10 protein-coding genes are annotated in these 12,090 nt (G+C 74.0%); 5 read left to right on the top strand and 5 right to left on the bottom strand.

The features are described from left to right. Window positions 1-89: 89 nt before the first annotated feature. The 3 genes from QE401_RS21210 to QE401_RS21200 form a co-directional block, all read right to left on the bottom strand. Window positions 90-1,196, bottom strand: a complete 1,107-nt coding sequence (locus QE401_RS21210) for a family 8 glycosyl hydrolase (protein WP_307140084.1) — start codon at window positions 1,194-1,196, stop codon at window positions 90-92. A gap of 132 nt (window positions 1,197-1,328) precedes the next feature. After that, window positions 1,329-1,679: a hypothetical protein gene (locus QE401_RS21205; protein ID WP_307140083.1), complete on the bottom strand. Its 351-nt coding sequence runs from the start codon at window positions 1,677-1,679 to the stop codon at window positions 1,329-1,331. Between the two features lie 109 nt (window positions 1,680-1,788). Further along, window positions 1,789-2,508 carry an alpha/beta fold hydrolase gene (locus QE401_RS21200; protein WP_307140082.1) on the bottom strand — a complete coding sequence of 240 codons (720 nt, stop codon included), beginning with the start codon at window positions 2,506-2,508 and terminating at the stop codon, window positions 1,789-1,791. 333 nt (window positions 2,509-2,841) lie between these two features. On the opposite strand from QE401_RS21200, the gene QE401_RS21195 reads away from it, so the two are divergent. The 4 genes from QE401_RS21195 to QE401_RS21180 all read left to right on the top strand — a co-directional run bounded on the left by QE401_RS21195 (window position 2,842) and on the right by QE401_RS21180 (window position 8,376). Then, window positions 2,842-4,593, top strand: a complete 1,752-nt coding sequence (locus tag QE401_RS21195; protein WP_307140282.1) for a DEAD/DEAH box helicase — start codon at window positions 2,842-2,844, stop codon at window positions 4,591-4,593. A 220-nt stretch (window positions 4,594-4,813) separates the two neighbouring features. Further along, entirely contained in the window at window positions 4,814-6,007 is a 1,194-nt protein-coding gene (locus QE401_RS21190; protein WP_307140081.1) for an acyl-CoA dehydrogenase, read from the top strand. Window positions 6,008-6,139: 132 nt separating this feature from the next. After that, complete coding sequence (locus QE401_RS21185) at window positions 6,140-7,021, top strand: dienelactone hydrolase family protein (RefSeq protein ID WP_307140080.1); 882 nt, start codon at window positions 6,140-6,142, stop codon at window positions 7,019-7,021. 119 nt (window positions 7,022-7,140) lie between these two features. Then, complete coding sequence (locus tag QE401_RS21180; protein ID WP_307140079.1) at window positions 7,141-8,376, top strand: class I SAM-dependent RNA methyltransferase; 1,236 nt, start codon at window positions 7,141-7,143, stop codon at window positions 8,374-8,376. 6 nt (window positions 8,377-8,382) lie between these two features. On the opposite strand, the gene QE401_RS21175 is transcribed toward QE401_RS21180, so the two are convergent. After that, window positions 8,383-9,729: a tetratricopeptide repeat protein gene (locus QE401_RS21175; protein WP_307140078.1), complete on the bottom strand. Its 1,347-nt coding sequence runs from the start codon at window positions 9,727-9,729 to the stop codon at window positions 8,383-8,385. Window positions 9,730-9,929: 200 nt separating this feature from the next. On the opposite strand from QE401_RS21175, the gene QE401_RS21170 reads away from it, so the two are divergent. Further along, window positions 9,930-10,937 (top strand): MBL fold metallo-hydrolase, encoded by a 1,008-nt coding sequence (locus QE401_RS21170; protein ID WP_307140077.1) that lies wholly within the window; start codon window positions 9,930-9,932, stop codon window positions 10,935-10,937. A 151-nt stretch (window positions 10,938-11,088) separates the two neighbouring features. Here QE401_RS21170 and QE401_RS21165 read toward each other — a convergent pair whose 3' ends face one another. Beyond that, entirely contained in the window at window positions 11,089-12,090 is a 1,002-nt protein-coding gene (locus tag QE401_RS21165) for an ABC transporter substrate-binding protein (protein WP_307140076.1), read from the bottom strand.

Genomic DNA, 12,090 nt, shown 5'->3' with positions numbered 1-12,090 from the left:
TTCCGGGGACCAAGAATGCCCGCTTGCCCCCGGACGCGAAACCTCTGAATTCATGACAAGACGTCTCTAAAATCATGCAGCGTGGCGATTTATGGTTCAGCCACGGCCAGGAGCAATTTTAAGACGGACGCATAATAATCGTCTCTCGGGTTCGTGAGCAACGGCGATTCCGGGGTCCGGCCGGTCGCCCGGCGCTGCACCCAGGCTGCCAACGCGCGAAGCCCGGGCGCGGCGGCATAGGGGCCGGGGCGATCGCTCTGCAGATCCACCCAGGCCGGGCCCGGGGGCGGCCCGGCCTCAGCCCAGAAACGCGCCGCCGCCTGCGCCGCCGGCTCCGCCGCCAGCCCGGCCCAGCACAGGTAGAAGGGCACGCGGATGGCGTCATAGGAGAAGCGCGGCGGCCATTGCGCCGGCAGGCTCAGCGCGCCATCGGCGCGTTCCATCTGCAGCCAGTCCGGCGGCAGGCCCCAGCGGCCGAAGCGGGCGCGGCGCAGCAGCAGCAGCCCATCCGCCGCCAGGGCCAGCCAGGCCGGATCCGGCACGCCGCGCGCCAGCACGCCGAGGATCGGGAAGGCGTAGTAGGAGGGGTTCAGCACCACGCGCTCGGCGCTCTCGAAGCCGCGCAGCCCGGGCAGCAGCACCGTCTGCCCGGCCACCTGGCGCAGCAGCAGCCGCAGCACGTCGCGCGCGATGGCGGCGCCGGCCTCGGCATAGGCGGCCTGGCCCCAGCGCTGGCCGGCCAGCAGCAGGGCGGCGGCGGCGAACAGATCGCCATCGGTGGCGTTGTTGCGGTCCGGCACCGGGTCGGCCGGCTGGTCGGGCAGATAGCGCCAGGCCAGCAGCCGGTCCTGCGGCCGCGCCAGGACACGCCGCGTCCAGTTCCAGATCAGCTCGAAGCCGGCGCGGTCACCGGCGCGCTCGGCGCAGAACAGCGCCCAGCCCTGCCCCTCGGAATGCGAGACCTGGCGGTTGCCGGTGTCGATTACCCGCCCCTCGGGCAGCAGGAAGTCGCGGCGGAACTGCGCCCAGCCGGCGAGCAGCGCCGGCCCCGGCGCCGCGCCCGGCTGCGGCACGCCGGAGGCGGACAGGCTGGCAGGCGAGATCCCGGGCGTGCCCGCCCAGGCCGGCCCCGCCCGCGGCGGCGCCGGCAGCAGGGCGGCAGCCCCCAGCAGCAGCCGGCGCGACATGGTCCGCATGCCCGCAGCATGCGGCGCCGGGCTTGCCGGAGGGTGAAGAGCGCCGCGCCGAGAACCGCGCGACTGCGCTCATTTTTGTGACAGAGCCCTGCCCCGCGCGACGGCGGCGCTGACGCACTCGTTAACTCTGGCTCAACCGCCGACGCGGCCCCAGGCGCGCTCGCCGCCCTTGGCGGGGCAGGAGCAGGCCTCGCCCGGAAGGGCGGGGCGCTCGGTCTGGCACATATAGGCCCCGGCATAGCAGGGCTGGCCGGGCGGCAGGGCCGTCGCCGGATAGGGCGTGGCGTAGAGCGGCCCCGGCGGAACGGCATAGGCCGGCGGATAGGCATAGACGGGCGGCGCCGCGTAGAACGAGCCATAGCCATAACCGAAGCCGATCCACAGCTCCGCCCGGGCCGGGCTGGCCGCAGGGATCGCCATGGGAATCGCCAGCGGGGCGGCCAGCGCCAGCCTGGCCAGCGCCCGGCACAGGGCGTGTCGCATCGCGCCTCTCCTCCCGGCCGGGGTCGGCGTCAGGGCGCGCGGCCGGCCGGCGCCGCGCATCGCTCCCTTACAGATAGGTCGCCGCAGGCCATCGCCCAAGCGCGGCCGCTCAGCCGCGCGCCAGCCAGGCGCGCAGCAGCGCGGCGCAGGCGGCCGGCTGCTCCATGGTGGGCAGATGGCCGCTGTGCGGAATGCGCGCCAGCACGGCGCCCGGGATCAGCCCGGCCATCTCCTCGGCCAGCTCGGGCGGGGTCAGCGCATCCTGCTCACCCACCGCGACCAGGCTGGGCTGGGTGATGCCGGGCAGCAGCGGGCGCGAATCCGGCCGGTGCAGGATGGCCATCTGCTGCCGCAGGAAGGCGTCATGGCCGACGCGGTCGGCCATCGCCCGCACCTCATGGCCGAGCGGCCCCGCCACCGCCTCCGGATGCAGCAGGCTGGGCAGCAGGCGGGGCGTGACGCCGCGGAACTGGCCGCTGCGCGACAGCGCCATCAGCCCGCGCCGGCGCCGCGCCGCCTCGACGCTGTCCGGCCGGGCGGAGGTGTCGAACAGCGCCAGATGCGTCACCCGCTGCGGCGCCAGGCGCAGGATCTCGAAGGCGACGTAGCCGCCCATCGACAGGCCGGCCAGGGCGAAGCGCGGCGGCGCCGTCTCCAGGACGCGCAGCGCCATGCCGCGCAGCGTGTCGTCCTGCGTCAGGTCGGCCACCTGGTGCTCCGCCACATCCCCGAGCCCCTCCACCGCGTCGCGCCACAGCCGCGCATCGCAGAGCAGGCCGGGCAGCAGGATCAGGGCGGGGCGGGTGGCTTGGGTCGGGGCGGCGGACATGCCCCGTTGCTACGCCGCGCCCGCGGGGGCCGCAACCGCGGCGCCGGCCGCGCCCGCCCGGCACCGGGCGGTGGCCGGGCCAGGTGCCGCGGCGCCTGCGGGGGCGGCGCCGCGCAACCCTGGCCCCGGCGCAGGACGGGCCGGAAAACCTTGCCAATCCGGTGCAAGCGGCGCATATGCGGCTCTCGCAGGCCGGAAGACGCGCCGCGCGGCTTTCGCGTGGCGGACCGGCCCCACTCCCGCCGCCACAGCCGGCGAAGGAACCGACTGCCCTTGAGCGATCAGCCTGACGTGACCGCGCCCAGCGTGGCCGAGACCGAGCTTTCCGATGTCATGACGCCCCCGGCGGACTCCGCGCCGGACGAGGCCGCGCCGCCGCGCCCTGTCTTCGAGGATCTGGGCCTGTCGGAGGCGCTGCTGCGCGGCGTCGCCGAGGCCGGCTATGTCCACCCGACGCCCATCCAGGAGCAGGCCATCCCGGTCGTGCTGATGGGGCGCGACGTGCTGGGCTGCGCGCAGACCGGCACCGGCAAGACCGCCAGCTTCGTGCTGCCGATGATGGACATCCTGGCCGGGTCGCGCGCCAAGGCGCGCATGCCGCGCAGCCTGATCCTGGAGCCGACGCGCGAGCTCGCCCTTCAGGTGGCCGAGAACTTCGTCAAGTACGGCCAGCACATGAAGCTCAACCACGCCCTGCTGATCGGCGGCGAGAGCATGTCCGACCAGCGCGACGTGCTGGACAAGGGCGTCGATGTGCTGATCGCGACGCCGGGCCGGCTGATCGACCTGTTCGAGCGCGGCCGCGTCATGCTGGCCGATTGCAAGGTGCTCGTCATCGACGAGGCCGACCGCATGCTCGACATGGGCTTCATCCCGGATGTCGAGCGCATCGTCAGCCTGCTGCCGCCACTGCGGCAGACGCTGTTCTTCAGCGCCACCATGGCGCCCGAGATCCGCAAGCTGGCCGATGCCTTCCTGCAGAACCCGAAGGAGATCACGGTGGCGCCGCCGGCCTCGGTCGCGACCACCATCACCGCGGGCCTGGCCTTCGTGCAGCCGGAGGACAAGCGCCGAGCGCTGCGCCGGCTGATCCGCAGCCAGGATGTGCAGAACGCGCTGATCTTCTGCAACCGCAAGCGCGATGTCGACATCCTGCACAAGAGCCTGACCAAGCACGGCTTCAAGGTCGGCGCCCTGCATGGCGACCTGCCGCAATCGGTGCGCTTCCAGACGCTGGAGAAGTTCAAGGCCGGCGAGCTGCAGCTGCTGGTCTGCTCCGACGTCGCGGCGCGCGGCATCGACATTGGCGGCCTCAGCCATGTCTACAATTTCGACGTGCCCTTCCGCGACGAGGACTATGTCCACCGCATCGGCCGCACCGGCCGCGCCGGGCGCGAGGGCAATGCCTACACCATCGCCACCGCCGATGACGTCAAGCTGGTCGCGGCGATCGAGGCGCTGACCGGCAAGCCGATCCCGCGCATCGAGATCGAGGGGCTGGACCCGGTGACGCCCGAGGAGCTGGCCGAGGCGGCGAGCGCGCCGCGCGGCGGCCGCGGGCGTGGCCGCGGCGATGCCAAGGGCGGCCGCGGCAAGGATGGCAAGCGCGATGGCCGCCGCGAGGAAGGCCGGCGCGAGGAAGGCCGCCGCGAGGGCAAGGAGGTCGCGCGCCGCGGCCTCAACAAGGACCGCCCGCGCGAGGAGCGCGGCGCCGAGGAGCGCTTCGCCGAGGCCGAGGCGCCCCGCCCCGCCCGCGAGGAGCGGCCGCGCCGCGAGCGGGACGAGGCCCCGCGCCATGCGCGCGAGGAAACCTCGCGCCGTGACCGGGACGAAGCGCCGCGCCGCGATCGTGATGAATCGCCGCGCCGCGAGCGGGACGAGGCCCCGCGCCAGGGCCGCGACGAGCGCCGCCGCGACTATCGCGACGACCGCCGCCGCGACCGCGAGGATCTGGGCCCGCCGGTGCTGGGCTTCGGCGATCAGGTCCCGGCCTTCATGCTGATCCCGATCCCCCGCCCGCAGCGCGATACCGCCCCGGCCGAGTCGGCCCCGCGGGCCGCGGAGAACGGCGCCGAGGCCGCCTGAAGGCGCCGGGCGGGGGCGCTGCCCCTGCCCGGCCTCGCCGGGGGTGCCCCCGGCACCGCGCGCCGCCCCCCATGCCGGGTGCGGCCAGGCTTTTCCGCGCGGCCCGCGCCGCGCGGACCAGAAATTGCCCAAACGGTGCGTTCGCGCCAATCTCCGCGCCTGATCCTCAGCCGCTGAGCCGGCGCCCGACCCGCAGGGCGCCCGCTAGGAGAGAAACGCCATGAACGCCGTGACCCCGCCCGCCAAGCCGTCCTTCGTCTGGGAGGATGCGCTGCTGCTGGAGGACCAGCTCTCCGAGGATGAGCGGATGATCCGCGACGCGGCCCGCGACTACTGCCAGGAGAAGCTGTTCCCGCGCGTGCTGGAGGCCAACCGGCACGAGATCTTCCACCGGGAGATCATGAACGAGTTCGGCGAGATGGGCTTCCTCGGCGCCACCCTCGACAGCCATGGCTGCGCCGGCGTCAACTACGTCTCCTACGGGCTGATCGCGCGCGAGGTCGAGCGGGTCGACAGCGGCTACCGCTCCGCCTTCTCGGTGCAGTCCTCCCTCGCCATGTTCCCGATCTGGGCCTATGGCACCGACGCGCTGAAGGACCGGCTGCTGCCGGGCATGCAGAAGGGCGAGCTGGTCGGCTGCTTCGGCCTGACCGAGCCCGATGCCGGCTCCGACCCCGCCTCGATGCGCACCCGCGCCAAGAAGGTCGATGGCGGCTACCTGGTCTCCGGCTCCAAGACCTGGATCACCAACTCCCCGATCGCCGATGTCTTTGTCGTCTGGGCCAAGGACGAGGCCGGCGATGTGCGCGGCTATGTGCTCGAGAAGGGCATGAAGGGCCTGACCGCGCCGAAGATCGAGGGCAAGTTCAGCCTGCGCGCCTCCATCACCGGCATGATCATGATGGAGGAGGTGTTCGTCCCCGAGGAGAACAAGCTGGACGTGAAGGGGCTGAAGGGGCCGTTCTCCTGCCTCAACCGCGCCCGCTACGGCATCGCCTGGGGCGCGCTCGGCGCCGCCGAGTTCTGCTGGCACGCCGCCCGCTCCTACACCATGGAGCGCAAGATGTTCGGCCGCCCGCTGGCCAACACCCAGCTGATCCAGAAGAAGCTGGCCGATATGCAGACCGAGATCACGCTCGGCCTGCAGAGCGTGCTGCGCCTCGGCCGGCTGTTCGACGAGCATCGCGTGACGCCGGAGATGATCTCGCTCTGCAAGCGCAATTCCTGCGGCAAGTCGCTCGACATCGCCCGCATGGCGCGTGACATGCACGGCGGCAATGGCATCGCCGACGAGTATCACGTGATCCGCCACGCCATGAACCTCGAGGCGGTGAACACCTATGAGGGCACGCATGACGTGCATGCGCTGATCCTGGGCCGCGCCCAGACCGGCCTCAGCGCCTTCGGCGCCTGACGCACCGGGGTGCCGGCGGCGCGATCCGCCGGCCCCCGCTTCGCGGCCGCGCCTGACGGCATCGTCACGCGCCCGCCCGGCCGCCTTCATCCGGCCGGGCCTAGCCTCCCGCCGCCCTGCGCCGAGGCCCTGATGCGATTCTCCTCCCGCCTGCCCCGCCCTTCCCTGCCGGCCGCGCTGCTGCTGCTGGCCCTGGGCCTTGCCGCCTGCGCCACGCCGCCGCCCGGCCCGGCGCCGGACGACGCCCCCGCCACCCCTTCCGCCGAGGCACGGCCCGGCCCGGTGCGGGTGCCCCCCGTCCCGGTCGCGGGCTCCCGCATCGCCAGCGTGCCGCTGCCGGGCCTGCTGACCCTGCCGCCCGGCCCCGGGCCGCATCCGGTGGTGATCCTGCTGCATGGCTGCGGCGGGGTGGGCGGCAACCAGCTGCTCTGGGCGCGGCGGCTGCTGGGCTGGGGCTATGGCAGCCTGGTGCTGGACAGCCTGGCGCCGCGCGGCCAGCGCAGCGTCTGCGCGCCCGACCGCCAGCCCTTGGTCACCCGCACCGACCGCGCCGGCGACGCCATCGCCGCCGCACGCTGGCTGGCCCAGGTGCCGGGGGTGGATGCGGGGCGCATCGGCGTGCTGGGCGGCTCGCATGGCGGCGCCACCGCCGCCACCCTGGCACTGCGCGAATTCGAGGCGCAGTCCGGCGGGCTGATCCGCGGCGTGGTGGATTATTACGGCGCCTGCCGCCAGCCGGAGCGCCAGGGCACCACCCCGATGCTGGCCCTGGCCGGCGAGGCCGATAGCTGGAGCAACCCGGCCGCCGCCTGCCGCGCCTTCGCCGCCCGGCTGCCGCCGGGCCGGGATTTCACGGTGCAGACCTATCCGGGCGTGGTGCATGCCTTCGACAACCCGCAGCTGACCCAGCGCCGGGAATCGGAAGGCCATGCCATGCAGTATGACGCGGCGGCGGCGGAGGACAGTTTCCGCCGCGTGCGCGCCTTCCTCGACCGGGTGCTGGCCCCGCGCTGACGCTTGACGCCCTGGGCTGGCCCCGCCATCTGGGGCGCCTGGGCGGCGGCGACGGGTCTGCCGCCCGGCAGCAAGGGGGGCCTCGCCCCCCTTGTGCCGTTTCCGAAAGGTGCCGCGCGGTGCAAGTGACGATCGAGGCGATGGGCGCCGCCGGCGATGGCATCGCCACCGCGCCGGATGGCGGCCGCCTCTATGTGCCCTACACCCTGCCCGGCGAGATGGTGCGCCCGGATGGCCCGGTGGTGCTCTCCCCGAGCCCCGAGCGCGTCGCGCCCCCCTGCCCGCATTTCGGCCCCTGCGGCGGCTGCGTGCTGCAGCACTGGGCGATCCCCCCCTATGCCGAATGGAAACGCGCCCGGCTGGCCGAGGCGCTGTCCCGCGCCGGCTTCACGGACGCGCCGGTGGCGCCGGCGCGGGTGACGCCCCCGGCCACCCGCCGCCGCGCCGATCTCGCCCTGCGGCGGCGGCCGGATGGCAGCGTGGTGCTGGGCTTCCATGCCCGCGGCGGCACGGCGGTGGAGGATCTCTCCACCTGCCATGTGCTCGCCCCCGCCCTGGTCGCGCTGTTCGAGCCGCTGCGCGCCCTGCTGCGCGGCCTGCCCGCCTTCCGGCGCGAGGGCTCGGCGGTGCTGAACCTGCTGGACAGCGGCCCCGACCTGCTGCTGCGGCTGGATGGCACGCCAGGGGTTGCCGAGCGCACCACGCTGGCCGGCTTCGCCGAACGGCATGGCATCCCGCGCATCGCCGGCGCGCCGCTGAAGGGCCAGGGGAATGAGACCCTGGCGCAGCTCGGCCCGGTCTCCATCGCCTTCGCCGGGGCCAGCGTGGCGCCGCCGCCCGGCGCCTTCCTGCAGGCGACCCCCGCGGGCGAGGCCGCCATCGTCGAGGCGGTGCTGGCGGGGCTGCCGAAGCTCACCGGCAAGGCCCGCATCGTCGAGCTGCATGCGGGTCTTGGCACCCTCTCCTTCCCGCTCGCCACGCGGGCCCGCGTGATCGCCTATGAGGGCGCGCCGGAGGCGGTGGCGGCGCTGGACGCGGCGGCGCGGCGCAGCGGGGCGAAGCTGCAGGCGGTCAAGCGCGACCTGGTGCGCCAGCCGCTCTCGGTGAAGGAGCTGGAGGGCCATGCGGCCCTGGTGCTGGACCCGCCCTTCGCCGGCGCGGCCGAGCAGATGCCGGCCCTGGCGAAGAGCACGCTGTCACGCATCATCTATGTCTCCTGCAACCCGGTGGCGCTGGCGCGCGATGCGAAGCTGCTGCACGCCGCCGGCTTCCGCGTGCAGCAGGCGACGCCGATCGACCAGTTCCTGTGGTCGGCCCAGCTCGAGGCGGTGGTGGTCTTCGCCCGCGGCAAGTAGCGGCGGTCAGCCCGGCACCCAGTCCCGCGTCAGGTCGCGCCGCAGCCGGCGGATCGCAGGGTGGTCGCGGCGGTCGATCAGGCCGAAGCTCGGCACCCGCGCCCAGATGGAAAAGCCCGGCTCGGCCAGCACCGGCTCGGTCTCCGCCGCCAGGCGGCGCAGCCAGCCCTGCCCCAGCGCCGGCAGCCCGGCATGGCGCAGCACCGCCCAGTCCGGCAACCTGTCCGTTTGCGGGGCGGCGGGCAGGGCGCCCTCCGGCAAGGCCCCGAACCCCTCCGGCACCAGCAGGCTCTCGCCCGGGAACAGGCGGCCCCGCAGGAAGTCGCGCGCCGCCTGCCACAGCGCCGCCTCACCGGGCTGCACCGGCAGGGACTCGCCACGCAGCCGCGCCAGCCGGGCCTGGAATTCCTGGGCCAGCGGCGCCTCCGCCGCGCCGGGCGGGCGCGGGAAGCCGGCGGCCAGCAGCGTCTCGGCTTCCGCCACCCGGCCGGCATCCAGCAGGCGATGCGCCAGTTCCAGCCGCAGCCGGGCCGAAGAATTGCCGACCGCCACCGCCCGCTGCAGCACGGCCAGCGCCGCCGCCTCGCCGCGCCTGGCGCCCAGCGTCTCGGCCAGGCCCAGCCCGTATTGCAGGCTGCGCAGCCGGCGCGGGCGGATATGCCGGCGCAGCAGCGCCTCCGGCACCGGGCGCGGCGCCAGGCCGCGCGGCGGCGCCTCCTGCAGCGCGGCGCGCAGCAGCGGCTCCACCCAGCCGGCCTCGGCGGCGAAGCGCACGGAATCATGGGCGGAGAGCGGGGTCGGCACCAGCCGCACCGGCGCCGCCTCGGCGATCAGCGCCGCATGGCGCGCATCCTCGGCGAAGAGCGGGTCGCGGAACAGCAGCGCCTGGCCGGACAGATCCGCGGCGGTGATGCGCATGCCCTCATGCAGCGCCGGGTCGAAATCCTGCCGGCTGCGGCGGAAATCGAAATCGCCGACATCGTCGGGATGCACCGAATATTGCGGCGAGAAGGCCAGCACCGCATCGGCGCGCAGCGCCGCGGCGTATTTCAGCGCCGCATAGCCGCCCATGCTGAAGCCATACAGCACCACCCGCCGATGCGCGGCCAGCACCTCGCGCAGCGCCGGCAGCAGCCGCGCCATCTCCGCCTGCGGGTACCAGGCGGCGCCCTGGTCCACCAGCCCCAGCACCGAGACACCGAGCCGGGCCAGGAAATCCTCTCCCCAGATGCGCCGCTCCGCCTGGCGCGGCGCCAGCGAGATCACCAGCGCCCCGCTGCCGCGCGGCTGGTACAGCGCCGACAGGCGGCCGGACTCGGCCAGCAGATGGGTCGGCGGAGGCGAGAGGGTCACAGAGGGTCCCAACGGAAATGGCGAAGATGACGCTTCGATAACGAAAAGCTTACCTTGAGGTAACACATTCGCCGGGCGACGGAATGCACAGCCGCCGGCGCTCCGCAAACCTTGATCCGGCGCGCTTTCCTCCCACCCTCTGCAGGACGCGGCAGGGGCCGCCAGCACGACGCGGCCCGGCCGCGCAAAAGGGGTGAGAGATGGAACTCGACCGACGCAGCCTGCTGACCGCCGCCGGCGCCCTGGTGATGGCGCCCGCCATCCTGCGGCTGGGGCTGGGCGACGCCCTGGCGCAGGCGGCGCCCGCCGCCACCGCCGGGGCCGGCGGCACCGCCACCCAGGCGCCGGGCTTCTACCGCTTCCGCGTCGGCAGCCGGGTGGTGACGGTGGTGCATGACGGTTTCGGCCGCCGCCCCAACCCGACCCAGGGCTTCATCCGCAACGCCGACAGCGCGGCGGTGGAGGCGGCGCTGCAGGGCGCCTTCATGCCCACCCAGCATCTCGACATCCCCTACACCGTGACGGTGCTGGAGACGCCCTCAGGCCTGGTGCTGTTCGACACCGGCACGGGCGGGCAGCTCGGCGCCACCGCCGGCAGCATCCCGGCCAATCTGCGCGCCGCCGGCCTGGCGCCGGAGCAGGTGACGCTGATCGTCATGACGCATTTCCACGCCGACCACATCAGCGGCCTGACCGACGCCGAAGGCCGCCCCGCCTTCCCCAATGCCGAGGTGGTGGTGCCCGAGCCGGAATGGGCCTTCTGGACCGATGAGGGCCAGGCCAGCCGCGCGCCGGAGGCGATGCGCGGCGCCTTCGCCGCGGTGCGCCGCCGCTTCACCCCCTACCAGGCGAAGCTGCGCCGCATCGCCCCGGGGGCGGAGGTGGTGCCCGGCATCCGCTCCATCGCCACCCATGGCCACACGCCGGGCCATACCAGCTACCTGATCGCCGATGGCAGCGACCAGGTGATGGTGCTGGGCGACATCACCAACCGCCCCGAGCTGAACCTGGCCCATCCCGGCTGGCACCTGGTGTTCGACATGGATGCCGAGATGGCGGAAGCGACCCGGCGCCGCGTCTTCGACCAGGTGGCGACCGACCGGCTGCGCTGCATCGGCTACCACTTCCCCTTCCCCGCCAATGGCTATGTGGTGAAGGAAGGCGAAGGCTATCGCTTCGTGCCGGCGATCTGGACCGGGGCGGTCTGAGCATCCCTGGGGGAGGCTCCGCCTCCCCCAGACCGCGCCTTTCACCTGGGGGAGGCTCCGCTTCCCCCAGACCGCGCCTTTCACCTGGGGGAGGCTCCGCCTCCCCCAGACCCCCGCCGCCGGGGGGACAGGGTCCCCCCGGACCCCGCCATCAGGGGGCCAGCCCCGCCTTCGCGGCCGACGGCACCCGCGTCGCCGGGTCGCCATCCAGCGCCAGCACCATCTCGCCCTCCAGCACCTCCAGCGCATAGGGCAGCGACAGCACGCTGCCGAAGGACAGGGCGGCGGCGATCAGCGGGCCGGCCACCACCTCCCGCCCCTCGCGATAGGCGCGCAGGAAACGGCGCAGCGGCAGATGGGCGATGTCCGGCACCGGCTCGGTCGAGGACACCCAGAGCAGCAGATCGGCCTCCAGCGGCGACAGATCCTCGGGCGAGAGCGGCGCGTAGAAGCCCCTCGCGCGGCTCAGCCGCGTCAACGCCTCGGGCGGGGTGAAGCCCAGCTCGGCCAGGAACTGGCCGCGGCTGTCGCCCGGCATGAACACCCCGGTCTCGCCGCCGAAATTATACGCCGCCGTGGCGGTGCGGCCGGCCCAGCCGGGATGCCGCGCCCGCATTGCGGCGAAGCGGCCGCGCAGCCCGGCCACCAGCTCGGCCGCCCGGTCCTGCCGGCCCAGCGCCAGGCCGATGCTCTGCAGCATCACATCCCAATCGGTGCTGTAGGCCGGCTGGCCCTCGGGCTGCATCAGCACCGGGGCGACACGCGACAGCGCCACATACTGCTCCGAGGTCAGGCCACCGCCGATGCCGATGATCAGGTCCGGCTGCAGCACCGCGACGCTTTCCAGCGACACCTCGCGCGGCAGCAGAAGCGGCGCCGCCCCCTGCACCAGCGGCCTCGCCCAGGGCCATAGCCCGCCCGGCTGGTCGCCGAACCAGTGCCGGATCGCCACCGGCGTGACCCCCAGTGCCAGCACCGAATCATGCGCCCGGAAGCCCAGCGAGACGATCCGCCGCGGCACATCTGGAAGAAAAATCTCGCCCTCGGCATGGCGGATGCGGACACCGCCCTGGGCCAGCGCCGGCGTGGCGAGCCCGCCGGCGAGCGCCGCCAGCGCCAGGCGGCGGGAGATCGGGCGGGGAGTGTTCGGCAT

Source organism: Pseudoroseomonas cervicalis, assembly GCF_030818485.1.
Taxonomy (GTDB): Bacteria; Pseudomonadota; Alphaproteobacteria; order Acetobacterales; family Acetobacteraceae; genus Pseudoroseomonas; species Pseudoroseomonas cervicalis_A.
This window is presented reverse-complemented; position numbering and strand designations above follow the sequence as displayed.

Coding starts and splice junctions, on each gene's coding strand:
- QE401_RS21195 (WP_307140282.1), top strand. CDS start 2,842: ATGACGCCCCCGGCGGACTCCGCGCCGGACGAGGCCGCGCCGCCGCGC.
- QE401_RS21190 (WP_307140081.1), top strand. CDS start 4,814: ATGAACGCCGTGACCCCGCCCGCCAAGCCGTCCTTCGTCTGGGAGGAT.
- QE401_RS21210 (WP_307140084.1), bottom strand. CDS start 1,196: ATGCGGACCATGTCGCGCCGGCTGCTGCTGGGGGCTGCCGCCCTGCTG.
- QE401_RS21200 (WP_307140082.1), bottom strand. CDS start 2,508: ATGTCCGCCGCCCCGACCCAAGCCACCCGCCCCGCCCTGATCCTGCTG.
- QE401_RS21165 (WP_307140076.1), bottom strand. CDS start 12,090: ATGCCGAACACTCCCCGCCCGATCTCCCGCCGCCTGGCGCTGGCGGCG.
- QE401_RS21185 (WP_307140080.1), top strand. CDS start 6,140: ATGCGATTCTCCTCCCGCCTGCCCCGCCCTTCCCTGCCGGCCGCGCTG.
- QE401_RS21170 (WP_307140077.1), top strand. CDS start 9,930: ATGGAACTCGACCGACGCAGCCTGCTGACCGCCGCCGGCGCCCTGGTG.
- QE401_RS21205 (WP_307140083.1), bottom strand. CDS start 1,679: ATGCGACACGCCCTGTGCCGGGCGCTGGCCAGGCTGGCGCTGGCCGCC.